The organism is Pseudomonas sp. RL_15y_Pfl2_60 (assembly GCF_963970595.1).
Classification (GTDB): domain Bacteria; phylum Pseudomonadota; class Gammaproteobacteria; order Pseudomonadales; family Pseudomonadaceae; genus Aquipseudomonas.
Map to the genome: position 1 here is coordinate 131,813 of NZ_CAXAOE010000006.1, position 24,702 is coordinate 156,514.

Consider the following 24,702-nt stretch of genomic DNA (forward strand, 5'->3'; position numbering starts at 1 on the left):
GGCGACTCCGGCATAGTTCTGCGTGTAAAAACAACAAGGAACACCGAACATGGCGACCTTATTGGTCCTGCACGGCCCAAATCTCAACTTGCTTGGCACCCGCGAGCCGGGCGTCTACGGCGCCACGACACTGGAACAGATCAACCTTGATCTGGAGCGCCGCGCCCGTGAAGCCGGGCACCATTTGCTGTATCTGCAAAGTAATGCCGAATACGAGTTAATCGAACGCATTCACGCTGCCAGAGGCGAAGGCGTCGACTTTATTCTAATTAATCCAGCCGCTTTCACACATACAAGCGTCGCATTACGTGACGCATTGCTGGCGGTGAGCATCCCATTCATCGAAGTGCATTTATCAAACGTGCACAAGCGCGAAGCATTCCGCCATCACTCCTACTTTTCGGATGTTGCTGTAGGCGTGATCTGCGGCCTTGGCGCCAGCGGTTATCGGCTGGCCCTGGAGGCTGCACTCGAACAACTTGAACGGCCCTGACCCAACTGGGAGTTGAAAAGCTATGGATATTCGTAAAGTCAAAAAACTGATCGAGCTGCTGGAAGAGTCCGGCATCGACGAACTGGAAATTCACGAAGGTGAAGAGTCGGTTCGCATCAGTCGTAACAGCAAGCAACCTGCTTATGCGCAGCAACCTGTGTACGCACCGGCGCCTGCTCCGGCTGCAGCACCTGCCGCGCCAGTCGCCGCCGCTGAAGCCGCCGCGCCTGCAGCGCCAAAACTCAACGGCACTGTAGTGCGCTCGCCGATGGTCGGTACTTTCTACCGCGCTTCATCGCCAACCTCGGGTAACTTCGTTGAAGTTGGCCAGAGCGTTAAGAAAGGCGACATCCTCTGCATCGTTGAAGCGATGAAGATGATGAACCACATCGAAGCTGAAACCAGCGGCGTTATCGAATCCATTCTGGGCGAGAACGGCCAGCCGGTTGAATACGACCAGCCTCTGTTCACAATCGTTTGAACCGAGGAGAGCCAGCGATGTTGGAAAAAGTTCTGATCGCCAACCGCGGCGAGATCGCATTGCGCGTCTTGCGCGCGTGCAAAGAATTGGGCATCAAGACAGTTGCCGTGCACTCCACAGCTGACCGTGAATTGATGCACTTGGCTCTGGCTGACGAGTCTGTTTGCATCGGCCCTGCGGCCGGCACGCAGTCCTACCTGAATATCCCGGCGATCATCAGCGCAGCTGAAGTCACCGGCGCCACCGCTATTCACCCGGGGTACGGTTTCCTTGCGGAAAACGCAGACTTCGCGGAGCAGGTGGAAAACTCAGGCTTTGCCTTTATCGGCCCGAAAGCTGAAACCATCCGCCTGATGGGCGACAAGGTTTCTGCGAAAGAAGCCATGATCAAAGCAGGCGTACCCGTGGTACCTGGCTCCGATGGCCCACTGCCTGAAGACGAAGAAACTGCACTGGCAATTGCTCGTGAAGTTGGCTACCCGGTGATCATCAAAGCCGCAGGTGGCGGCGGTGGGCGCGGTATGCGCGTGGTCTACAAGGAAGAAGACCTGATCAAGTCAGCTCGCCTGACGCGCAGCGAAGCCGGTTCGGTGTTTGGCAACCCAATGGTTTACTTGGAGAAATTCCTCGGCAACCCACGTCACGTGGAAGTCCAGGTCCTCTCCGACGGCCAGGGCAACGCCATTCACCTCGGTGACCGCGACTGCTCGTTGCAACGTCGCCACCAGAAAGTGCTTGAAGAAGCACCGGCGCCATACATCAACGAAAAGGCTCGCGCCGAAGTGCTCAAGCGCTGCGTCGATGCCTGTATCGAAATTGGCTACCGCGGCGCCGGTACATTTGAGTTCCTTTACGAGAATGACAGCTTCTACTTCATCGAGATGAACACTCGTGTGCAGGTGGAGCATCCGGTGACTGAAATGGTTACCGGTATCGACATCGTCAAAGAGATGCTCAGCATCGCGGCTGGCAACAAGCTGTCGTTCACCCAGGATGACGTTGTCGTCCGCGGGCACGCCCTTGAGTGCCGGATCAACGCAGAAGACCCGGATAACTTCATGCCCTGCCCGGGCAAGGTTAAGCACTTCCATGCACCCGGCGGCTTTGGCGTTCGCGTTGATTCGCACCTGTACAGTGGCTACACCGTACCGCCGCACTACGATTCGTTGATCGGCAAGCTGATCACTTACGGTGCTACCCGTGACGAAGCCATGGCGCGCATGCGCAACGGCCTCGACGAAATGGTAGTCGACGGCATCAAGACCAACATCCCGCTGCACCGGATGCTGGTTCGCGACAAAGGTTTCAATGAAGGTGGCGTGAACATTCACTACCTTGAGAAGAAACTGGGCATGGACAAGCACTGATACCAGTGCCTGCATGACCTGCTACAACAAGGGCTGCCGTTTGGCGGCCCTTGTTGTTTATACAGCTCTATATCTGGAAGCGCGCCAGCCCCTACAGTAAGCTTGCCCGCTGAAAAAGTTCACTTCTTTGCGTCTTCGAGGTTCCGCCATGCCCTGGTTACAAGTACGTCTCGCCATCACTCCGGAACAAGCGCCGACCTATGAAGACGCCCTGCTCGAAGTGGGTGCTGTGTCTGTGACCTTTATGGATGCCGAAGACAACCCGATTTTCGAACCCGAGTTGAACACCACGCCCTTGTGGTCGCACACCCATTTGCTGGCACTCTTCGAAGCAGACACCGACGCCAGCGCCCTGCTCGCCCACTTGGAGCTGCTCACTGGCGGCGCGCTTCCCGAGCACCAGATCGAAGAAATTGCCGATCAGGACTGGGAACGCAGCTGGATGGATAACTTCAAGCCGATGCGATTTGGCCAGCGCCTATGGATTGTTCCGAGCTGGACCGATGCCCCCGAGCCCGACGCCGTCAACCTGCTGCTCGACCCAGGCCTGGCATTCGGCACGGGCACGCACCCCACTACCGCCTTGTGCCTTGAATGGCTCGACGGTCAGCCCCTTGAAGACTGCAGTGTTATCGATTTCGGCTGCGGCTCGGGGATCCTGGCAATTGCTGCGCTGCTGCTCGGCGCTCCACAAGCGGTGGGCACCGATATCGACCCGCAAGCGCTTGAGGCCTCGCGTGACAACGCCGGACGCAACGGCATCGACCCAGCGCGTTTCCCACTGTACTTACCAGCCGATATGCCACAACAGCCAGCCGACGTGGTGGTTGCCAATATTCTTGCAGGCCCGTTGGTAGCACTGGCAGCGCAAATCACCAGCCTGGTTAAACCCGGTGGCCGTTTGGCATTGTCTGGAATCCTCGCCGAGCAGGCTAAAGAGGTTCGCGCAGCCTATGCAGGCGACTTCGACCTAGACCCTACCGCGACCAACGACGGATGGGTACGCATCAGTGGCGTACGCCGTTAAACACCTCGCCTCTATGCAGCGCTATCAATACTTGCGTTAGACTTGTGCCAGTTGCCGCTGCATCAACTGGCTTGAGCCAAACAGCAGCAGACCCAACCCAATGTTTTACCGGACCGCCGCATGACCGAGAGTTTTGTCACCCAGTGCCCACAATGCCAAACCAGCTTTCGCGTGAATTCCGCGCAATTGGCTGCTGCGCACGGTGCGGTGCGTTGCGGCGCCTGCCTGAACGTATTTAATGCAGCCCAACAGCTGCAACGCCAGGGTCATATCATTGCACCGGCGACCAGCAAAGCAGTCACTGGCGAAAAAACCACTGCTGTTGCCAAATCCGCGCCACCTGAACCGACCAAGACCAAGGAGCCTGAAGACACCCTGTGGATTCATGACGACCTCGACCTTGGTGAACTGGACCTGGACGAAGAACTGGCCAAGCTTGAAGAACGCGAGCAACAACTCTCACAAGAGATTCTCAACCTTGAGCGCAGCACCCACTTCAGCTCTGTATTCGCCTCACCACCGCGTGACACACAGGTGGAGCACGATGAGCGCTGGGCTGAAGAGTTGCTGCGTGAAGATGACGCCAAGCCAGAACAAAAGCCTGCCTTCGAACCCTTGGGCTTAAAGCAACATGACACCCGCAACAGCCCGCCACCGGCGACCCAGCCCTTTGCGCAACAACCCCTGGCGCCACAACCAATAGAGCGCGAGCCGGAGCTGAAACTAACCGACGCAGATTTCGGCGCGACCGACACCGAGGCAACACACACCCTCAAACGCGATGAGCCGCGCCTGAGCGACATTGAGGATGGCGACGACGAACCGGAACCCGCGCCTTTTATCCCCCTTGCGGTTTCTCGCCAGGAACCCAATGTAAGCCACAACAAACTGTTTGAGCTCGAAGACGAACCCGTTGAGTTCGAATGGCAAAAACCAGGACCTTCCTGGGGCCGTTTTTTTGGCTGGGCAATCTTGATATTGCTGGCTGGCGCAGCATTGGCTGGCCAATATGTGGCCTACCATTTCGAGCAACTGGCGCGCCAGGACCAGTACCGCCCAATTTTTGAGCAACTGTGCCCAAAAATTGGTTGCGAACTGCCATCAAAAGTCGACATCAGCATGATCAAGAGCAGCAACCTGGTTGTACGCTCCCACCCCGAGTTCAGTGGTGCATTGGTGGTCGATGCAATCATCTACAACCGTGCAGCTTTTTCGCAGCCCTTTCCGCTGCTGGAAATTCGCTTTGCCGACATTAATGGCAAGCTGCTTGCCAGTCGTCGCTTTACCCCTGGTGAATACCTGGCAGGCGAACTCGCAGGGCGCACGGAAATGCCCCCGCAAACGCCGATCCACATATCGCTGGATATCCTTGATCCAGGCAGCCAGGCGGTCAACTACAGCCTGAGCTTCCACTCGCCGCAATAGCTTAACCACGGCCATAAAGATACGGCTTATCGCCCTCATAACCCTTGGCGATAAGCTGACAACTGTTCAGATTTTGTTCAAAACAGCCTTTATCCGGTCATCCAGAGCAGGTATGATTCTCCCCCTTTTTCGCCGTCTCCTATTTGTCTCATCAGCTAGTCTCTTGAGCAGGGAACCCTATGTCGACGTTACGCATCGGCCCGTACACACTGCCGAACCAGTTGATCCTGGCGCCTATGGCCGGAGTCACTGACCAACCATTTCGCAAGCTCTGCCAGCGCTTGGGCGCGGGCATGGTGGTATCTGAAATGGTCACCAGCGATGTGCGGTTGTGGAATACGCGTAAATCAAGCCTACGCTTGATCCATCAGGATGATCCCGAGCCACGCTCGGTGCAGATCGCCGGTGGTGACCCGCAGATGCTTGCAGACGCGGCTCAGCGGAACGTCGAATTGGGCGCCCAGATAATTGATATTAATATGGGTTGTCCGGCGAAGAAGGTCTGTAATAAAGCGGCAGGTTCTGCGCTATTGAAAGACCAAAACCTGGTCCGTGAAATCTTGCATGCCGTGGTCGGTGCAGTCGATGTGCCGGTCACCTTGAAGATTCGCACCGGTTGGGACAGAGATAACAAAAACGGCGTTGAGGTGGCAAAGATTGCCGAGCAAGCCGGGATTGTCGCGTTGGCGGTACATGGTCGCACCCGTGCAGACCTTTATACCGGCGATGCCGAATACGACACAATTGCAGCGATTAAACAGGCGGTTTCAATTCCGGTGCTGGCCAATGGCGACATCACCAGCCCGGAAAAGGCCAAGGCCGTACTCGCTGCAACAGGAGCGGATGGACTACTGATAGGCAGAGCTGCTCAAGGGCGGCCCTGGATATTTCGTGAGACCGATCATTACTTGCGTACAGGCGAAAAAATGCCAGCACCAAGCCTGGTCGAAGTAGAAAGCATTTTGCTGGAACACCTCAGCGCACTGCATGCCTTCTACGGCGAGGTGATGGGCGCTCGAATCGCCCGCAAGCATGTGGGCTGGTATCTAGCAACTCTGCCGGGCGCCAGAGAGTTTCGCGCTGAGTTCAATCGCCTTGAATGTACGGACGCACAGTGCGCCAACGTTCGCCAGTATTTCCGCGAACGGCAAAATGATGGAGATGGGGTGGCTGCATGACGATGTTGACCGAGACTTTAGGAAGTGGAATTGCACCTGTGAGTGACAACACCAGCTTGAAACAGCACCTCAACACGCCAAGCGAAGAAGGGCAAACCTTACGCGGCAATGTTGAGAAAGCGCTGCATAACTATTTCGCCCACCTTGAGGGCGCGGATGTCTCTGACGTATACAACCTGGTACTGACCGAGGTTGAGGCGCCACTGCTTGAGACAGTGATGAACTACGTCAAGGGCAACCAAACCAAGGCATCCGAACTGCTCGGCCTTAATCGCGGCACCCTGCGCAAGAAGCTCAAGCAGTACGATTTACTCTAATTTCTTCCTCTCAAAAAGGGCGACCTAAACAGTCGCCTTTTTGTTTATATCTCTGCTCTGATGGACTCTGAAATGACCGACCAGACCACCCGCCTCCCCGTTCGCCGCGCCTTGATCAGCGTATCTGACAAGACTGGCATCCTCGAATTCGCTCGCGAGCTCGTCGCCCTCAATGTGGAAATTCTTTCCACGGGCGGCACCTACAAGCTGCTCAAGGATAACGGCGTCGCGGCAGTTGAAGTCGCTGACTACACCGGTTTCCCGGAAATGATGGACGGCCGGGTCAAGACCCTGCACCCGAAGATTCACGGCGGCATTCTCGGTCGTCGCGCGATTGACGGCGACGTCATGACCGAGCACGGCATCAAGCCGATTGACCTGGTTGCAGTCAATCTGTACCCCTTCGAAGCCACTGTCGCCAAGCCTGACTGCGATTTGGCCGACGCCATCGAAAATATCGACATTGGCGGCCCGACCATGGTCCGCAGCGCTGCCAAAAACCATAAAGACGTGGCCATTGTGGTTAACACCAGTGACTACGCCAGCATCGTCGAAAGCCTTAAAGCTGGCGGTCTGAGCTACGCACAACGCTTCGACCTAGCCCTCAAGGCCTTCGAGCACACCGCCGCCTACGACGGCATGATCGCCAACTACCTGGGCACCATTGACCAGAGCGCCGAAAAGCTCAGCACTGGAGATCGCGGCGCCTTCCCGCGCACCTTCAACAGCCAGTTCATCAAGACCCAGGAAATGCGTTACGGCGAGAACCCGCATCAGAGCGCGGCGTTCTACGTTGAAGCGAAAAAAGGCGAGGCCAGCATCGCCAGCGCCGTGCAGCTGCAAGGCAAAGAACTGTCTTACAACAACGTTGCCGACACTGACGCTGCACTCGAGTGCGTCAAGAGCTTCGTCAAGCCGGCTTGCGTAATCGTCAAGCACGCCAACCCATGCGGCGTGGCCGTTGTGCCTGAAGACGAAGGCGGCATTCGCAAAGCCTACGACCTGGCCTACGCCACCGATACTGAATCAGCCTTTGGCGGCATTATCGCCTTCAACCGTGAGCTCGATGGCGAAACCGCCAAGGCCATTGTCGAGCGCCAGTTTGTTGAAGTGATCATTGCACCACGCATCAGCGCAGCTGCCCGCGAAGTGGTCGCGGCCAAAGCCAACGTGCGCCTGCTTGAGTGCGGTGAGTGGCCAGCCGAGCGCAGCCCGGGTTGGGATTTCAAACGCGTAAATGGCGGCTTGCTGGTTCAGAGCCGCGATATCGGCATGATCACCGCTGACGACCTGAAAATCGTCACCGCACGCGCGCCAAGCGAGCAAGAAATCCATGACCTGATCTTCGCCTGGAAAGTGGCAAAATTCGTTAAATCCAACGCCATCGTCTACGCCAAGAACCGCCAGACCGTGGGTGTTGGCGCCGGGCAAATGAGCCGGGTCAACTCAGCCCGTATTGCCGGTATCAAGGCCGAGCACGCTGGCTTGCCAGTACCGGGCGCAGTAATGGCCAGCGACGCCTTCTTCCCGTTCCGTGACGGTATCGATAACGCGGCCAAGGCTGGTATTACCGCGGTGATCCAACCGGGTGGCTCGATGCGCGACAACGAAGTGATTGCTGCCGCAGACGAAGCAGGCATCGCAATGGTATTCACCGGTATGCGCCATTTCCGTCACTAGGGCCGGTCGCGCTGAAGCATCCGCCTGCGTTGTTAGAAGTTGACTCCCTGATGCTCATTGCCACTTGGCAACTGCGCTCATTGAGCCAACTTCTGCCCAGCATGCAGACGCTTGATCGCAACCTCGTATAAAAGTTGCGAGTGATGTACCAAGATTTTTTGTGGGTGAGTGGTTTTACCGTTCACCAATGGAGCATCAGCTCCACCTCCTGTAGGGGATTGATATGAATGTTTTGATCATTGGCAGCGGCGGTCGTGAACACGCACTGGCCTGGAAAATCGCGCAAGACCCGCGCGTCGAGAAAGTTTTTGTTGCACCCGGCAATGCGGGCACCGCGACCGAGGCCAAGTGCGAGAACGTAGCGATTGATGTGCTGGCGCTCGAGCAACTGGCTGATTTTGCCGAGAAGAACGTCGAGATCACCATCGTAGGCCCGGAAGCGCCGTTGGTTGCTGGCGTGGTTGACCTGTTCAACCAGCGCAGCCTGCATTGCTTCGGCCCCACCGCTGGCGCTGCTCAACTGGAAGGCTCAAAGGCCTTTACCAAGGATTTCCTGGCGCGCCACAAGATTCCTACAGCCGACTACCAGAACTTCACCGAAGTCGAGCCTGCCCTGGCCTACCTGCAACAGGTTGGCGCACCCATCGTGATCAAGGCCGATGGCCTGGCTGCAGGTAAAGGCGTGATCGTTGCCATGACCCTGGCTGAGGCCGAAGAGGCCGTGCGCGATATGCTCGCGGGCAATGCCTTTGGTGAGGCCGGTTCACGGGTGGTGATAGAAGAATTCCTCGACGGCGAGGAAGCCAGCTTTATTGTCATGGTCGACGGCGACAACGTGCTGCCAATGGCCACCAGCCAGGACCACAAGCGGGTAGGCGATCAGGACACCGGCCCGAACACCGGCGGCATGGGCGCTTATTCACCAGCGCCGGTTGTCACCGCTGAAGTGCACAAGCGCGTGATGGATGAAGTTATCTGGCCGACCGTCAAGGGCATGGCCGCTGAAGGTAACCTCTACACCGGCTTTTTGTACGCGGGCCTGATGATTGATAAGTCCGGCGCGCCAAAGGTCATTGAATTCAATTGCCGCTTCGGCGACCCGGAAACCCAGCCAATCATGCTGCGCCTGCAATCTAGCTTGTTGCTGCTGATCGAAGCTGCGCAAGCCAAGGCCCTGAACATTGTCGAAGCGCAGTGGGACCCACGTCCAAGCCTTGGTGTGGTCATGGCGGCAGGTGGTTACCCGGCCAACTACGCCAAAGGTGATGTCATCAAAGGGCTTGATCAAGCCGCGACCACTGACGGCAAAGTCTTCCACGCTGGTACCGCATTGAAAGACGGCCAGATCGTCACCTCCGGTGGTCGCGTCCTGTGCGCAACCGCCCTTGGTGAAACAGTGCAGCAAGCGCAACAGAACGCTTATGCCTTGGCCGCGAAAGTTGATTGGCAAGGCTGCTTCTATCGCAAAGATATTGGCTACCGTGCAATCGCGCGTGAAAACGCCGAAGACTGATCGCTCCCGCACAACAATTGATGACAAAGGCGTCCAATTGGCCGTCTTTGTCATACTTTCCCTCTACTCGATTACCCTATAATCCTTGAACCAACTTTTGAAGGGAATTCACTGTGCGTCGGCCCGGGACTGCCACCAAACTGCTGATCGGCTTACTGCTGACAGTTTTTCTGCACCTGCCGGCATACGCCGCAGCGAGCGCTAAGTGGTCAATCCTCAACGATTCCAGCGGCGAACTGCAACTCAGTGATATCCGCTCCCCGCAACACAGCACCCAGTTCGCACCAGTCGATATCAGTGACCTGCTGACCAGTGGCGGCAATACGGCCGCGTGGCTGCATTACCGACTTGAACCGAGCAATCAGCAAACACTGATTAGAATCTTCGCGCCCTATCTCGCCTACCTAGACCTCTATGTAATGGATGGCGACAAACTGCTCGACCATGTCCGTACTGGTAACAAGCTGCCGCTGTCGAGCCGTCCGTTGAGAAGTCGTGATTTTTTGTTGCCCCTGCCGATTGTCCAGAAACCTATCGACATCTACCTGCGGCTGGCCTCACCACAAATGCTGCGCCCGGCCATTTCATTGAGCAGCGCCCAAGACATTGCCGCCAATGAAAACCGGCCCTTGCTCTATGGCCTTTTATTGGGCTGCGTCGTCATGCTCGCCTTGTATAATTTTGTGCGCTATTGGCTGAGCCGCGAGCTCTCTAACTTATGGCTGTGCGCAATCAATCTATTCCTGTTGTTTGCCGCCTGTACCTTGCTGGGTATCACCAGCTACGGGATTAATGGCCTGCAGCGGTATCAGGTGCTGGCGGCCAACCTGTCGATGTTGGCCGCGCTGGTCTGTTCCCTAGCACTGACCCGGAGCTTCTTCCGCGACGGCCCATCCTATGCTTTTCTCAAGCGCCTGATACTCTCGGAATTTATTCTGATTACGGGTTTGTGTGCGGCCGCGCTGACCACCACATTCATGCCGTTCTCGCTGTTGCTTTATATCTCTTCCGGCCTTTGCGGCCTGAGTATTTTGCTGGTTGCCCTGCACCAGTGGCGCAGCGGCTATGCACCAGCGCGGTTATTTTTCGTCTCGATAGCCATACTCTGCGCGGCTTGCATCGCATCGTTACCCATCCACATTGGCATCTGGCCGATGCCTTCGGACTGGCTGGGCTACAGTTTCCTGCTCACCATCATCAGCAGCAGCAGTGTGCTGTGCCTTGCCATCAGCGAAAGACAGCGCCGCATCACCCAGGAGCGATTCAGCTCAAGCCGCGAGTTGGCAGCCAGCTCAGCCGAACTCAAGGCCAAAGGCGATTTCCTGGCCAAGATCAGCCATGAAATTCGCACCCCAATGAATGGTGTCCTGGGCATGACCGAGTTGCTACTTGGCACCCCGCTCTCAACCAAGCAACGCGACTATGTGCAAACGATCCACAGTTCTGGCAATGAACTGCTCAGCTTGATCAACGAGATCCTCGACATCTCCAAACTCGAATCCGGGCAGATTGAACTGGACGATGTACAGTTCGACTTGAATGCATTGATTGAAGACTGCCTCGACATTTTCCGCGCTAAAGCCGAACAGCAAAAAGTCGAACTGATCAGTTTTATCCAGCCCCAGGTACCGCGTGTTATCAGCGGTGATCCGACGCGCATACGCCAAGCCCTGTTGAGCCTGCTGGACAATGCATTCAAGCAAACCGACGAAGGCGAGATCCTGCTGATCGCAGCACTTGAGAGCAGCGGCGGCAAACCGCGCCTGCGCCTTGCGGTGCAAGACAGCGGCAAGCCAATGGCACCGAGCGAACGTAATGCATTGCTGCATGCCGAACTGCACAGCAAGGACTTCCTCGCGGCCACCAAACTTGGCGGACGCCTGGGACTGATCATCGCCCGGCAACTGATCCGCTTGATGGATGGCGAGTTCGGTATCCAGAATGGCAGCAACCAGGGCTCGACCCTATGGTTGAGCTTGCCAATCGACAGCAAGCTCCTTGAGCAGCCGACCGCCGATCTCGATAGCCCGCTGCAAGAAGCCCGCCTGTTGATCGTCGATGACAACGAGACGTGCCGCAAGGTACTGCTGCAACAGTGCAGCGCCTGGGGACTCAATGTCAGCGCAGTGCCGTCGGGCAAGGAAGCGCTGGCGTTATTGCGTAGCAAAGTGCATATGGGCGAATACTTTGATGTGGTCCTGCTCGACCAGGAAATGCCCGGTATGAACGGCATGCAACTGGCAGCGAAAATCAAAGAAGACCCCAGTTTGAACCGCGACATTTTGTTGATCATGCTCACCGGTATCAGCAACATGCCAAGCAAGATCATCGCCCGCAACGCCGGGATCAAACGCATCCTGGCCAAGCCGGTCGCTGGCTATACGCTGAAAGCAACACTGGCCGATGAATTGACCCATCGTCGCGATGACAAGCCGATCCTGTCAGCTTCAGGCAAGGCTTCCGTCTATAAGCCACCTGCTGACTTCCAGATCCTGGTTGCCGAAGACAACACCATTTCCACTAAAGTCATTCGTGGCATGCTCGGCAAGCTCAACCTTGAACCAGATACCGCCAGCAATGGCGAGGAAGCCCTGCAGGCGATCAAGTCAAAACATTATGATTTGGTGCTGATGGATTGCGAGATGCCAGTACTCGATGGTTTCTCAGCCACCGAACTGCTGCGCGCCTGGGAAGCGGCCGGGCACCGTCCACGCACCCCAGTGGTTGCGCTCACCGCCCACATTCTCAGCGAGCACAAAGAGCGTGCGCGCCAGGCTGGCATGGATGGACACATGTCCAAACCCGTCGAGCTTTCACAGCTGCGTGAACTGATCAATTACTGGATAGAGCAGCGCGCGTCACGCGAAACCACCGCACCTTGATCAACAAACCCCAGGCTCGCGGCTAATCAAGGCTGGAGATCGGTTGCTCAATCGCTGATCATATGCCCCATCGCGGGGCGACGCTCTACACTTGGCCTGAGCCACAACGTTCGCCCATCAACCATTCCTGCAGTTAAGAGCCCGCTAACGGTGTCCGATTTATTCAGCCTGTACCTGAAACTCCTTGTGCTCTACAGCCCGTTCTTCGTGTTGTCGTGCTTTATTGGCCTGAGCCGTGGCTACACGGTGAAGGAGCGCAAGAAGCTGGCCTGGAAAGTCGCCACCGGCGTTCTCATTGCCAGCGTATTGCTGTACCTATTCGGCAAATACATTTTCACCTTGTTTGGCATCACTATCGATGCATTCCGGATTGGCGCTGGCAGCGTGCTGTTTATTTCGGCATTGGGCATGGCCCAGGGAAAATCAGCCGTGCAGACCGATAACGTGCAGCAGGACGTGACCATAGTGCCGCTGACCATCCCACTGACCGTCGGCCCCGGAACCATAGGTGCGTTGCTGTTGATGGGCGCCAGCCAACCGCACTGGGCTGATAAAGTCATCGCGATCCTGGGCATCGCCCTGGCCAGCGTTACCGTTGGCATCGTGCTCTACTTGTCCAACCAGTTTGAGCGCTTGCTCGGCGACCAGGGCTTGCAGATAGTTAGCCGCCTGATGGGGCTTTTTGTCTGCGCATTGGCTGCACAAATCATCTTCACCGGGGTTAAGAACTACCTGATGCCCTAATCCGGTGCGCGACCGTCCGTCGAGTGTTGGTCTCGGCGATTCACGCACCAATGCAGCGCAAAAACCAGTCTTTCGACTGCCTAAAAAACAAATAAAACACTTATAAAACAGACAGTTACATTGTTTGGCACGGATGCTGCCATTGGAATCAAGACTCAAAGTCTCTTCCAACAGCTGCGCATGGAGCCATAAGAATGAAACGCCGTCCTTTTCTGAAAACAACACTTGCCGCAAGTGCATTGCTTCTCAGCGGTCTATTCCCGTTCAGTGCACACGCAGCCGATACCATCAAGGTCGGCATTCTCCACTCACTCTCCGGCACCATGGCCATTTCAGAAACCTCCCTGAAAGACATGGCGCTGATGACCATCGACGAAATCAACGCCAAGGGCGGTGTACTCGGCAAGCAGTTGGAACCAGTGGTGGTGGACCCTGCATCGAACTGGCCGCTGTTTGCTGAAAAAGGTCGCCAATTACTGACCCAGGACAAAGTCGCAGTCACCTTTGGCTGCTGGACCTCGGTCTCGCGCAAATCAGTAATGCCGGTCTACGAAGAACTTAACGGTTTGCTGTTCTACCCGGTTCAGTACGAAGGTGAAGAGCTTTCACCCAACGTGTTCTACACCGGCGCAGCGCCAAACCAACAGGCGATTCCAGCAGTGGAATACCTGATGAGCGAAGACGGCGGCAGCGCCAAACGCTTCTTCCTGCTGGGCACCGACTACGTCTACCCACGCACTACCAACAAAATCCTGCGTGCCTTCCTGCATAGCAAAGGTGTGGCTGACAAAGACATCGAAGAGGTCTACACCCCTTTCGGCCACAGCGATTACCAAACCATCGTAGCCAATATCAAGAAGTTCTCGGCGGGCGGTAAAACAGCGGTTATCTCGACGGTCAACGGCGACTCCAATGTGCCTTTCTACAAAGAGTTGGCCAACCAAGGCATTGAAGCCACAGACGTTCCGGTTATTGCCTTCTCGGTCGGTGAAGAAGAGCTGCGCGGTATAGACACCAAGCCTCTGGTCGGTCAGTTGGCCGCCTGGAACTACTTTGAATCGGTTGAAAACCCGGTCAACGAAGACTTCGTCAACAAATGGAAAGCCTACGCCAAGGCCAAGAACCTGCCAGGCGCTGACAAAGCGGTGACCAACGACCCAATGGAAGCCACCTACGTCGGCATCAACATGTGGGCCCAAGCGGTTGAAAAAGCCGGAACCACTGATGTGGATAAAGTTCGTGACGCCATGGCCGGGCAAACCTTCGACGCGCCATCGGGTTTCACCCTGACCATGGATAAAACCAACCACCACCTGCACAAGCCCGTGATGATTGGCGAGATTCAGGACAACGGTCAGTTTGACGTGGTCTGGCAGACCGACAGCCCAATCCGCGCCCAGCCTTGGAGCCCTTATATCGAGGGTAACGACAAGAAGCCGGACTACGCCGTTAAATCCGAGTAAAGGACTGGCGGCTCGCTTCCGAGCCGCCAGCGTTAATACGCCCAGCGCCTGGGCTTGCTAGACAAGCGCTGGTCACGCCAAAACCTCCATCAAGAGAGGTGGTGCTTTAACAGGAAACTGCATGATGACCTCTGCCCTTTACCGGCTTTTATTCGCGTTCTTGCTCTGCCTGTCATGGTCGAGCAGTCACGCTGGAGACGCTGCTGATTTCAGCGCCGCCAACTCATCCCAAAAGGCCAAGCTGCTGCAAGCCTGGGCGGCTGAACCCGATGCGACTCGCCTGCCATTACTTGAGGCGTTGCAAAACGGCCGCGTTGAAGCCGACAGCAACAAAATCCCCTTTTATAAAACCGACACGGGTTACCAAGCCGCTGAAGGCGGTGATCTGGAACCGGTCGGCAAGCTGCGCAAACTGCGTTTGAATAACCGCTTGCGTGGCTTGATCGCCATCACCATGGCCAGTCACCAATTATTTTCCACAGACTCGGCCGCTCGCCTGCAAGCCGCACAAGAACTGCAGAAAAGTGCCAAGCCCGCACAGCTGCAATTGCTCAATGAACGCGTGGCCCAGGAAGATGATCCCGAGGTCAGCGAAGCATTGTCACTGGCCCTGGCCAGCCTGCAGTTGATTGACAGCGACCCGCAGGTGCGGCTGGCAGCCGTGCGTTTGCTGGGTGAGACCGGCCAGCCGCTGGCCCGTGTACGCCTTGAAAGACTGCTCGCCGACAGCAACGAAACCGATGCGGCTGTGCGCACTGCAGCTGAAACCAGCCTGGCGCAAGTCAAACGTCGTTTGATGGTGGGTGAACTGCTCGGCCAGGCCTTCAGCGGCATGAGCCTGGGCTCGATCTTGCTGCTCGCGGCGCTGGGCCTTGCAATCACCTTTGGCCTGCTCGGCGTGATCAATATGGCCCACGGCGAGATGCTGATGCTGGGTGCCTACTCGACCTACATGGTGCAGGTCATGTTCCAACGCTTTGCCCCTGAAGCGATTGCCCTGTACCCGCTGGTTGCGTTGCCCGTGGCCTTCTTTGTCACCGCAGCCATTGGCATGGCCCTGGAGCGTACAGTTATTCGCCACCTGTATGGCCGCCCGCTGGAAACCCTGCTGGCAACCTGGGGCATCAGCCTGATTCTGATTCAATTGGTGCGCGTGCTATTCGGCGCGCAAAACGTCGAGGTGGCCAACCCTTACTGGCTGTCTGGTGGTATTCAGGTGCTGCCAAACCTGGTGCTGCCCTACAACCGCATCGTGATCATCGCGTTTGCCTTGTTCGTCGTGGTCTTGACCTGGCTGCTGCTGAATAAAACCCGACTGGGCCTCAACGTTCGCGCCGTCACCCAGAACCGCAACATGGCGGCGTGCTGCGGCGTGCCAACCGGACGTGTGGACATGCTCGCCTTTGGCCTCGGCTCGGGCATTGCCGGCCTTGGTGGCGTGGCCCTGAGCCAAATTGGCAACGTCGGTCCCGACCTTGGCCAAAGCTACATTATCGACTCGTTTTTAGTGGTCGTGCTGGGCGGTGTCGGCCAGTTGGCTGGCAGCGTCATGGCAGCCTTTGGCTTGGGTATCGCCAACAAGATTCTTGAGCCGCAGATCGGCGCCGTACTCGGCAAGATCCTCATCCTCGCCTTGATCATTCTGTTTATCCAGAAGCGCCCGCAAGGTTTGTTTGCACTCAAAGGACGGGTAATCGATTAATGACTATGCCCCTGAATCAAACCTTGCTGGCACGCACCAGCGCCAAACTTGGCCCGAGGCTATCAATTGCCATTGGCATTTTAGTCCTGGCGCTGTTGATCGCCCTGCCGCTGCTGCACCTGACGCCCGCTGACAGCGCATTTCACGTTAACGCCTACACCTTGACCCTGGTCGGCAAGATTCTCTGCTACGCCATCGTCGCCCTGGCCCTGGACCTGGTCTGGGGCTACGCCGGGCTGTTATCCCTAGGCCACGGCTTGTTCTTTGCGCTGGGTGGCTACGCGATGGGCATGTACCTGATGCGCCAATCCGCCGGTGATGGTTTGCCAGCCTTCATGAGCTTTCTCGCCTGGAAGGAACTGCCTTGGTACTGGATGGGCACCGACAATTTCATCTGGGCCCTGTGCCTGGTGGTGTTGGCGCCCGGCTTGCTGGCCTTGGTTTTCGGATTCTTCGCCTTCCGTTCACGGATCAAGGGCGTGTACTTCTCGATCATGACCCAAGCACTGACCTTCGCTGGCATGTTGCTGTTCTTTCGCAACGAAACCGGCTTTGGCGGCAACAACGGCTTCACCGACTTCAAGCGCATTCTCGGCTTTGATATCACCGCGCCAGCGACCCGTGCGGCGTTATTTTTAGCCACGGTCATCCTGTTGGTTGCCAGCCTGCTGCTCGGCTGGAAACTGGCCAGAAGTAAATTTGGCCGGGTGCTGACGGCGCTGCGTGACGCAGAAAACCGCTTGATGTTCTGCGGCTATGACCCACGCGGCTACAAGCTGTTTATCTGGGTGCTGTCGGCAGTGCTGTGTGGCTTGGCCGGGGCGCTGTATGTACCTCAGGTCGGCATCATCAACCCCAGCGAAATGTCGCCTACCAATTCGATTGAGGCGGCGGTGTGGGTTGCCTTGGGCGGGCGCGGCACCTTGATCGGTCCATTGCTCGGCGCGGGCGTGGTCAACGGCATGAAGAGCTGGTTCACCGTGGCATTCCCCGAATACTGGCTGTTCGCGCTTGGTGCGCTGTTTATCCTGATCACCCTGTACTTGCCGCACGGCATCATCGGCCTGCTGAAAAGAGGGGAAAAGCAATGAGAGCCACACCCATCCCTGAAGCCATGCTTGAACCTGTTTACGATCCGCTGAGCAGTGCCCGTGATGCAATCGGCGCCGGGCGTCTGGCGGAGAAAGGCCTTAACGTTCGTCACGGCACCATACTGACGCTGGAAGATATCAATGTCAGTTTTGATGGCTTTAAAGCCCTGACCAACCTCAACCTGTACATCGGCGTTGGCGAGCTGCGCTGCATTATCGGCCCCAATGGCGCTGGCAAAACCACGATGATGGATGTCATCACCGGCAAAACCCGTCCGGATAAAGGTAGCGCCTACTTCGGCGAAACGTTGGACCTGACCCGCATGAGCGAAGTCGAAATCGCCCAGTCCGGCATTGGGCGCAAGTTCCAGAAGCCAACGGTGTTCGAGGCGCTTAGCGTGTTTGAAAACCTTGAGCTGGCGCAGAAAACCAATAAGTCAGTCTGGGCCAGCTTGCGCGCCAAACTCAGCGGCGAGCAGCGTGAGCGGATCGATGAAGTACTCGAAACCATCCGCCTGGATGGCTCGCGCGAACGTCAGGCGGGCTTGCTCTCCCACGGCCAGAAGCAGTTTCTTGAGATCGGCATGCTGCTGATGCAGGACCCGCAACTGTTGCTGCTTGATGAGCCCGTAGCGGGCATGACAGATGCCGAAACCGAGTTCACCGCTGAGCTGTTCAAGTCACTGGCTCGCAAGCACTCGCTGATGGTGGTTGAGCACGACATGGGCTTTGTCGGCTCAATCGCCGATCACGTCACCGTCCTGCATCAAGGCAGCGTACTTGCCGAAGGCTCGCTCAATGATGTGCAGGCAGATGAACGGGTGATCGAAGTTTATCTTGGCCGTTAAGCCCATAAGTAGCTGACTCCGGGTGCGAGTCCCCAGCATCCGGAAATACGCACAAGCAAGGAACATCCCTATGCTGCAAGTTCAACAATTGCATCAGTACTACGGCGGCAGCCACATCCTGCGCGGCTTGTCCTTCGACGTCAAAATCGGCGAAGTCACCTGCCTGTTGGGTCGCAACGGCGTTGGCAAGACCACGCTACTCAAATGCCTGATGGGCCTGATCCCCGCCAAGCAGGGCGACATCAAGTGGGAAGACCAGGCCATTACCGGCTTCAAGCCACACCAGCGCGTGCATGCGGGTATTGCCTACGTGCCGCAAGGGCGAGAAATATTCGGCCGCCTCACCGTAGAAGAAAACCTGTTGATGGGCCTTTCGCGCTTTCCCGGCAGCCAAGCCAAGGAAGTGCCAGGGTTTATATATGAGCTGTTTCCAGTGCTCAAAGAGATGAAACTGCGCCGCGGTGGTGACCTGTCAGGCGGGCAGCAGCAGCAACTGGCTATCGGCCGTGCCCTGGCCAGCCAACCACGCCTGCTGATACTCGATGAACCGACTGAAGGTATTCAGCCTTCGGTAATCAAGGAGATCGGCGTGGTGATCAAAAAACTGGCTGAACGTGGCGACATGGCGATCCTGTTGGTCGAGCAGTTCTACGATTTTGCTGCAGAACTGGCCGACCAGTATCTAGTGATGTCACGGGGCGAAATTATCCAGCAAGGTCGCGGTGAAACCATGGAGGCAGACGGCGTAAGAGGCTTAGTGGCGATTTAAAGTTTCGGGCTTTTAAAAGCCGCAAGCAGCACCCAAACTAGCGCATACGCTTAACTGAAGTCTGAATAGCCAGCTCCTTATGAATGCACCTATTACCCAAGGCATTTTCACGCCCAGCTGGCACGCCGAGCTGGAGCTTGGCTATGCCCGTGACGCCGACACCACCCGGCCGGTGATGCGCCGCCACAAAGGCCCGCTGCGGGTGCAAAAGCACCTGTACGCCGAAGGCCCGCAGGTGTGCCAGCACATTATTGTCCACCCGCCGGGAGGGATTGCCGGAGGCGATCGCCTGGATATCGACGTCAACCTCGGTGAGAACGCATGGGCCCAATTAACCAGCCCTGGTGCCGCCAAATGGTATCGCGCCGCTGGCCCGGCTTATCAGCAATTGAATATACGGGTTGAAGCTGGGGCGACACTGGAATGGTTGCCCCAGGAAACCATCGTCTATAGCGCGGCCCAAGCGGAGCTGACAAGCAATATCGAGTTGCTCGGCGATGGGCAATTATTTTATTGGGATATCGTTGCCCTCGGTCGCCCGGCCAGCCATGAACGCTTTGACCTTGGCCACTTTCAAGCCGAGCTCAACATTCGCCGTGACGGCGAACTGCTCTGGCATGAGCGCCAACGAGTCGTCGGCGATGACGGCTTGCTCGACTCGCCGATCGGCCTGGATGGCTACCCGGTATTCGCCACCCTGCTGCTCAGCGCCGAGATCGCCCCAGAGCTGCTTGAGCAATGCCGCGAGCTGGCCGCAGACAACAAGCTGGAGCTACGCGGCGACCTCAGCCAGCTGCCGGGCATGCTGGTCGCTCGCTGCCTGGCCCGCGAAGCCCTGCATGCCCGCGCGTGGTTGATCCAGCTGTGGCAACTTCTGCGCCCTGCGGTGCTTGGCCGCAAAGCGGTACCACCAAGAATCTGGAATACCTAATTATCGACACCTTGTCGGGAGATACACAGATGGATTTAAGTCCACGGGAAAAAGACAAACTGCTGATTTTCACTGCCGGGCTGGTCGCTGAGCGCCGCTTGGCTCGTGGGGTCAAGCTCAACTACCCGGAAGCCATTGCCTTGATTTCCGCAGCGCTGCTCGAAGGTGCTCGCGATGGCAAGACAGTTGCTGAGTTGATGCACTTCGGCACGACCCTGCTCAGCCGCGATCAGGTCATGGAAGGCATACCGGAAATGATCCCGGAAATTCAGGTCGAGGCGACTTTTCCAGACGGTACCAAGCTGGTCACCGTGCACCAGCCCATCGCCTGATCGCCGCATTGCACCAAGGAGCTTCGCGTGAATATCGACAACGCAACCGAAGATGATCTACCTGAGCTGCTGGCGATTTATAACGATGCGGTGCTCAACAGCACCGCTATCTGGAATGAGACAACGGTTGATCTGGAAAACCGCCGCATCTGGCTGCGCGAACGGCAGGGTTCGGGGTTTCCGGTACTGGCCGCACGCAATAGCACCGGGCGCTTGGTCGGCTACGCCACCTATGGCACCTGGCGCAGTATCGAGGGGTTCAAGCACACCGTTGAGCACTCAGTCTATGTCTGCGCCGACCAACGCGGCCTGGGTATAGGTCCGGCGCTGATGAAAGCGCTGATTGAGCGCGCACGCAGCGCCAAGCTGCATGTGATGGTCGCGGCAATTGAGAGCGAAAACCGCGCTTCAATTCGCCTGCACAAACAGCTGGGGTTCAGCACCACCGGGCAAATGCCGCAAGTGGGACGCAAGTTTGACCGCTGGCTCGACCTGACATTCATGCAGCTCAACCTGAACACGGACGAACAGGACGACACCGAGGAGTAACGCCGAATGAGCAGGGCCCAACTACGTCGCGTACACCCGGAAAGCTTTGCCCACTATCGCCAAGGCTTGATTGAACTGCTGCTCGATGCAGTCAAACACGGCGCATCAGTCGGTTTCCTGGCTGACCTGAGTGAAGACGAGGCATACGACTACATGAACCTTGTTCAAGCCGAGGTTAACGCTGGCAACCTGCTGCTTTGGGTGGTCGTCGACAACGAACAGGTGCTGGCCAGTGTACAGCTCGATTTGTGCCAAAAAGCCAATGGCCGCAATCGTGCAGAGGTGCAAAAACTATTGGTTCTGCATCAGTTCCGTCGCCATGGCCTGGGCCAACAACTGATGCGTGCAGTTGAACAAGAAGCCATCAAGCAAAAGCGCGGGCTGCTCTATCTCGATACCGAGGCAGGCTCCAGCGCCGAACTTTTCTATCGCAGCCAAGGCTACCAGCGGGTCGGTGAGCTGCCCAATTATTGCCAAAGCCCCGACGGTAATTACTCACCGACGGCCATTTATTTCAAAACCATGGGACAACCCGCATGATTCCAGGTGAATACCAGGTCCTGCCCGGCGACATCGAGCTCAACCCCGGCCGGCGCACCATAAGCCTTGACGTAGCCAATAGCGGCGACCGCCCGATTCAGGTGGGTTCGCACTATCACTTCTTCGAAACCAATGATGCACTGACCTTTGACCGAGCCGCAGCCCGAGGCATGCGCCTGAATATTCCGGCGGGCACCGCCGTGCGCTTCGAGCCGGGCCAGTCGCGTCAGGTCGAGTTGGTTGACCTGGCAGGCGAACGCCGGGTGTTCGGTTTTGCCGGACGAATTATGGGTGACCTTTGATACGCCAGCCTGACACAGGACATATTCAATGAAAATCAGCAGACAAGCCTACGCAGACATGTATGGCCCGACCGTGGGCGACAAGGTGCGCCTGGCCGATACCGAACTCTGGGTCGAAGTCGAGAAAGACTTCACCCACTACGGTGAAGAAGTGAAGTTCGGCGGCGGCAAAGTGATCCGTGACGGCATGGGCCAGGGTCAACTCTGCGCCAAGGATGTCGTCGACACCCTGATCACCAACGCCTTGATCATCGACCACTGGGGCGTAGTCAAAGCCGACGTTGGCATCAAGGACGGGCGCATCGCGGCCATCGGCAAAGGCGGTAACGCCGATATCCAGCCGGATGTAACCATCGCCGTGGGCGCGGGCACTGAAGTCATTGCTGGCGAAGGCATGATCCTCACCGCCGGTGGTATCGACTCCCATATTCACTTCATCTGCCCGCAACAGATTGAAGAGGCGTTGATGAGCGGCGTGACCACCATGATTGGTGGCGGCACCGGCCCGGCAACCGGCACCAACGCCACCACCTGCACTTCCGGCCCCTGGCACATGGCGCGCATGCTCCAGGCCGCCGATGCATTCCCGATGAATATTGGCTTCACCGGCAAAGGCAACGCCAGCCTGCCGGAGCCACTTATCGAGCAAGTCAAAGCTGGAGCCATTGGCCTCAAGCTGCATGAAGACTGGGGCACCACGCCAGCGGCTATCGACAATTGCCTGAGCGTTGCCGACCAGTACGACGTGCAGGTGGCCATCCATACCGACACACTGAATGAGTCGGGCTTCGTCGAAACCACCCTTGGCGCTTTCAAGGGCCGCACCATTCATACCTATCACACCGAAGGTGCCGGTGGCGGCCATGCACCAGACATCATCAAGGCCTGCGGCTTTCCCAACGTGCTGCCCAGCTCGACCAACCCGACCCGGCCCTTCACCAAAAACACCATTGATGAACACCTCGATATGCTTATGGTTTGCCATCACCTGGACCCAAGCATTGCTGAAGACGTGGCCTTCGCTGAAAGCCGTATTCGTCGTGAAACCATCGCCGCCGAAGATATCCTGCATGACCTCGGCGCGTTCTCGATGATCAGCTCGGACAGCCAGGCCATGGGCCGCGTCGGCGAGGTCATCACCCGCACCTGGCAGACCGCCGACAAGATGAAGCAACAACGCGGCGCCTTGCCCGGTGACGGCGAAGGCAACGACAACTTCCGAATCAAGCGCTATATCGCCAAATACACCATCAACCCGGCGATCACCCACGGCATCAGCCATGAAGTCGGCTCGATCGAAGTCGGCAAATGGGCGGACCTAGTGCTTTGGCGCCCGGCGTTCTTCGGCGTTAAACCAACCTTGATCCTCAAGGGTGGGGCAATTGCCGCCAGCTTGATGGGCGATGCCAACGCCTCGATCCCAACGCCGCAACCGGTTCACTACCGCCCCATGTTTGCCAGTTACGGCGGTTCTCGTCATGCCACTTGCCTGACCTTTATCAGCCAGGCCGCAATGGCAGCCGGGGTTCCTGAGCAGTTGGGTTTGAAGAAACAGATTGCGGTGGTCAAAGGTTGTCGCGAGGTTAAGAAAACCGATCTTATCCACAACGATTACCTGCCCAATATCGAGGTCGATGCGCAGAACTACCAAGTCAAAGCCGACGGCCAGCTGCTCTGGTGCGAGCCCGCGGAAGTCTTGCCGATGGCCCAGCGTTACTTTCTGTTCTAGGAAACTGCTGAAAACGACAGCTCAGCGAAGCAACGGTTGGCTGCACGCGACAAAAACAACAAGGCCCGCAATCGCGGGCCTTGTGCCAGAGTCGTCAACAGCGCCCTAGCGTAGCTGGCTGTCTTTACTGGCGCGGCGATTGTAACCCGTGGCGCCTGCGTTGGCTTTGTCTTCAGCCGCCTGACAGCTCACGCACAGGCGCACACCTTTGATGGCCTCACGCCGCGCCTGCGGGATCGGCGCATCGCACTCTTCACAGTGATGCAGGCTCTCGCCTTGCGGTAACTGGCTGCGCGCCCGCGCGACGGCATCCTCGATACTGCTGTCGATCTGCTCTTGCACCGCACCATCACTTGCCCAGCCGCCTGCCATGGGAACCTCCTGAGAAAGAAGCCTGAAGCATCAGCATATGCGCCAAACCTATGTGATTGGCAAGCGCAGGTCGTCGCTCGGGTTACTCCTTCACGTCCATAAACTCTTCGGCCCAGACAATGTACTCCTCGGGCAGGGTGTACTTGAGCGCCAGCTCCGAGGCGCTCAACTCCGAGGCAACAGCCCCGCGCTGTTCACGCAGGCAATCGTAGGTTGCCTTGATCGCCGCGAAATAAGCGGCGTGGCCATTCACCACGATACGCACGCCAAGCTTGGCCAGGCGCGCGTCATCACGCAGTTTCGGGTTGCCGTAAGTCACCAGCATCAATGGCACGCTCAAGTGCTCGGCAATTTTCTCAAGGTGCTCGAAATCTTCGATACCCACGATGCAAATGCCATCGGCTCCAGCTTGTTGATAGGCCACAGTGCGGCTGATCACCTCATCCACACTCAGTACACCAGCATGGGTCCGGGCGATGATCGCCAAATCGGGATCAACCCGCGCCTCAAGTGCTGCACGAATTTTACCGACGCCTTCCGCGACACTGATCAAGTCTGTTGATTTACGCCCGAACTGCGCTGGCAGCAAGGTATCTTCAATGGTCAACGCGGCGATACCCGCTCGTTCCAACTCAACCACAGTACGCATGACATTAAGCGCGTTGCCATAACCATGGTCGGCGTCGGCAATAACCGGCAAGCGGCTGACGCGGCCAATACGGGTGGCCTGTTCGACAAATTCGCTGAGGGTGATCAAGGCAAAGTCAGGGGCGGCGATGACCTGCAGCGAAGCCACCGAACCGCCGAGAATACCCACTTCAAACCCCAGGTCGGCAGCGATACGGGCAGACATCGGATCAAAAACCGAAGCCGTATGAAAACAACTCTCTGTGGCGAGCAAAGCGCGAAAAGCGCTGCGCAACTCATGGTGGGAAGCTCGTTGCATGATTGGCATAGACTGAATATT

At 57.2% G+C, this 24,702-nt stretch carries 24 protein-coding genes; 22 read left to right on the forward strand and 2 right to left on the reverse strand.

Annotated elements, in window-relative coordinates; genetic code table 11:
* Positions 1–49: 49 nt before the first annotated feature.
* The 22 genes from aroQ to ureC all read left to right on the forward strand — a co-directional run bounded on the left by aroQ (position 50) and on the right by ureC (position 23,363).
* Positions 50–493, forward strand: a complete 444-nt coding sequence (aroQ, locus tag AACY26_RS17035) for a type II 3-dehydroquinate dehydratase (RefSeq protein WP_010488261.1) — start codon at positions 50–52, stop codon at positions 491–493.
* Between the two features lie 22 nt (positions 494–515).
* Positions 516–974 carry an acetyl-CoA carboxylase biotin carboxyl carrier protein gene (gene accB / locus AACY26_RS17040; RefSeq protein WP_339515796.1) on the forward strand — a complete coding sequence of 153 codons (459 nt, stop codon included), beginning with the start codon at positions 516–518 and terminating at the stop codon, positions 972–974.
* Between the two features lie 17 nt (positions 975–991).
* Complete coding sequence (gene accC / locus AACY26_RS17045; RefSeq protein ID WP_087518336.1) at positions 992–2,341, forward strand: acetyl-CoA carboxylase biotin carboxylase subunit; 1,350 nt, start codon at positions 992–994, stop codon at positions 2,339–2,341.
* A gap of 148 nt (positions 2,342–2,489) precedes the next feature.
* Entirely contained in the window at positions 2,490–3,368 is an 879-nt protein-coding gene (gene prmA / locus AACY26_RS17050; RefSeq protein ID WP_339515797.1) for a 50S ribosomal protein L11 methyltransferase, read from the forward strand.
* Positions 3,369–3,488: 120 nt separating this feature from the next.
* Entirely contained in the window at positions 3,489–4,793 is a 1,305-nt protein-coding gene (locus AACY26_RS17055) for a DUF3426 domain-containing protein (protein WP_339515798.1), read from the forward strand.
* Positions 4,794–4,972: 179 nt separating this feature from the next.
* Positions 4,973–5,971: a tRNA dihydrouridine synthase DusB gene (dusB, locus tag AACY26_RS17060; protein WP_339515799.1), complete on the forward strand. Its 999-nt coding sequence runs from the start codon at positions 4,973–4,975 to the stop codon at positions 5,969–5,971.
* Positions 5,968–6,288 (forward strand): DNA-binding transcriptional regulator Fis, encoded by a 321-nt coding sequence (gene fis, locus AACY26_RS17065; RefSeq protein WP_010488273.1) that lies wholly within the window; start codon positions 5,968–5,970, stop codon positions 6,286–6,288. The genes dusB and fis overlap by 4 nt, the downstream gene beginning before the upstream one ends.
* Positions 6,289–6,360: 72 nt before the next feature.
* Positions 6,361–7,968 carry a bifunctional phosphoribosylaminoimidazolecarboxamide formyltransferase/IMP cyclohydrolase gene (gene purH / locus AACY26_RS17070; protein ID WP_339515800.1) on the forward strand — a complete coding sequence of 536 codons (1,608 nt, stop codon included), beginning with the start codon at positions 6,361–6,363 and terminating at the stop codon, positions 7,966–7,968.
* Between the two features lie 223 nt (positions 7,969–8,191).
* Positions 8,192–9,481 (forward strand): phosphoribosylamine--glycine ligase, encoded by a 1,290-nt coding sequence (gene purD / locus AACY26_RS17075; RefSeq protein ID WP_339515801.1) that lies wholly within the window; start codon positions 8,192–8,194, stop codon positions 9,479–9,481.
* Positions 9,482–9,594: 113 nt separating this feature from the next.
* The gene (locus tag AACY26_RS17080; protein WP_339515802.1) at positions 9,595–12,363 is read left to right on the forward strand and encodes a hybrid sensor histidine kinase/response regulator; all 2,769 of its coding nucleotides are present in this window, start codon (positions 9,595–9,597) and stop codon (positions 12,361–12,363) included.
* A gap of 150 nt (positions 12,364–12,513) precedes the next feature.
* The gene (locus AACY26_RS17085) at positions 12,514–13,107 is read left to right on the forward strand and encodes a MarC family protein (protein ID WP_339515803.1); all 594 of its coding nucleotides are present in this window, start codon (positions 12,514–12,516) and stop codon (positions 13,105–13,107) included.
* A 194-nt stretch (positions 13,108–13,301) separates the two neighbouring features.
* The gene (urtA, locus tag AACY26_RS17090) at positions 13,302–14,570 is read left to right on the forward strand and encodes an urea ABC transporter substrate-binding protein (protein WP_339515804.1); all 1,269 of its coding nucleotides are present in this window, start codon (positions 13,302–13,304) and stop codon (positions 14,568–14,570) included.
* A 124-nt stretch (positions 14,571–14,694) separates the two neighbouring features.
* The gene (urtB, locus tag AACY26_RS17095; RefSeq protein ID WP_445261330.1) at positions 14,695–16,272 is read left to right on the forward strand and encodes an urea ABC transporter permease subunit UrtB; all 1,578 of its coding nucleotides are present in this window, start codon (positions 14,695–14,697) and stop codon (positions 16,270–16,272) included.
* On the forward strand, positions 16,272–17,363 hold the full coding sequence (urtC, locus tag AACY26_RS17100; RefSeq protein WP_445261321.1) for an urea ABC transporter permease subunit UrtC: 1,092 nt from the start codon (positions 16,272–16,274) through the stop codon (positions 17,361–17,363). The genes urtB and urtC overlap by 1 nt, the downstream gene beginning before the upstream one ends.
* Positions 17,360–18,211, forward strand: coding sequence for an urea ABC transporter ATP-binding protein UrtD (gene urtD / locus AACY26_RS17105; RefSeq protein ID WP_339515806.1), 852 nt, complete (start codon positions 17,360–17,362; stop codon positions 18,209–18,211). Before urtC ends, urtD begins: the two co-directional genes overlap by 4 nt.
* Before the next feature lie 70 nt (positions 18,212–18,281).
* Complete coding sequence (urtE, locus tag AACY26_RS17110; protein WP_339515807.1) at positions 18,282–18,980, forward strand: urea ABC transporter ATP-binding subunit UrtE; 699 nt, start codon at positions 18,282–18,284, stop codon at positions 18,978–18,980.
* Between the two features lie 79 nt (positions 18,981–19,059).
* Complete coding sequence (locus AACY26_RS17115; protein ID WP_339515808.1) at positions 19,060–19,911, forward strand: urease accessory protein UreD; 852 nt, start codon at positions 19,060–19,062, stop codon at positions 19,909–19,911.
* A gap of 29 nt (positions 19,912–19,940) precedes the next feature.
* Positions 19,941–20,243: an urease subunit gamma gene (gene ureA / locus AACY26_RS17120; protein WP_339515809.1), complete on the forward strand. Its 303-nt coding sequence runs from the start codon at positions 19,941–19,943 to the stop codon at positions 20,241–20,243.
* Between the two features lie 27 nt (positions 20,244–20,270).
* On the forward strand, positions 20,271–20,792 hold the full coding sequence (locus AACY26_RS17125; RefSeq protein ID WP_339515810.1) for a GNAT family N-acetyltransferase: 522 nt from the start codon (positions 20,271–20,273) through the stop codon (positions 20,790–20,792).
* Positions 20,793–20,798: 6 nt separating this feature from the next.
* Complete coding sequence (locus tag AACY26_RS17130) at positions 20,799–21,332, forward strand: GNAT family N-acetyltransferase (RefSeq protein WP_339515811.1); 534 nt, start codon at positions 20,799–20,801, stop codon at positions 21,330–21,332.
* Entirely contained in the window at positions 21,329–21,634 is a 306-nt protein-coding gene (locus AACY26_RS17135) for an urease subunit beta (RefSeq protein ID WP_339515812.1), read from the forward strand. The genes AACY26_RS17130 and AACY26_RS17135 overlap by 4 nt, the downstream gene beginning before the upstream one ends.
* Positions 21,635–21,662: 28 nt before the next feature.
* Positions 21,663–23,363, forward strand: coding sequence for an urease subunit alpha (gene ureC / locus AACY26_RS17140; RefSeq protein ID WP_339515813.1), 1,701 nt, complete (start codon positions 21,663–21,665; stop codon positions 23,361–23,363).
* Between the two features lie 105 nt (positions 23,364–23,468).
* Here ureC and AACY26_RS17145 read toward each other — a convergent pair whose 3' ends face one another.
* Together AACY26_RS17145 and AACY26_RS17150 are read right to left on the reverse strand one after the other, a co-directional pair.
* Positions 23,469–23,735 (reverse strand): DksA/TraR family C4-type zinc finger protein, encoded by a 267-nt coding sequence (locus AACY26_RS17145; protein ID WP_339515814.1) that lies wholly within the window; start codon positions 23,733–23,735, stop codon positions 23,469–23,471.
* An 82-nt stretch (positions 23,736–23,817) separates the two neighbouring features.
* On the reverse strand, positions 23,818–24,681 hold the full coding sequence (locus AACY26_RS17150) for an isocitrate lyase/PEP mutase family protein (protein WP_339516102.1): 864 nt from the start codon (positions 24,679–24,681) through the stop codon (positions 23,818–23,820).
* Between the last annotated feature and the right edge of the window lie 21 nt (positions 24,682–24,702).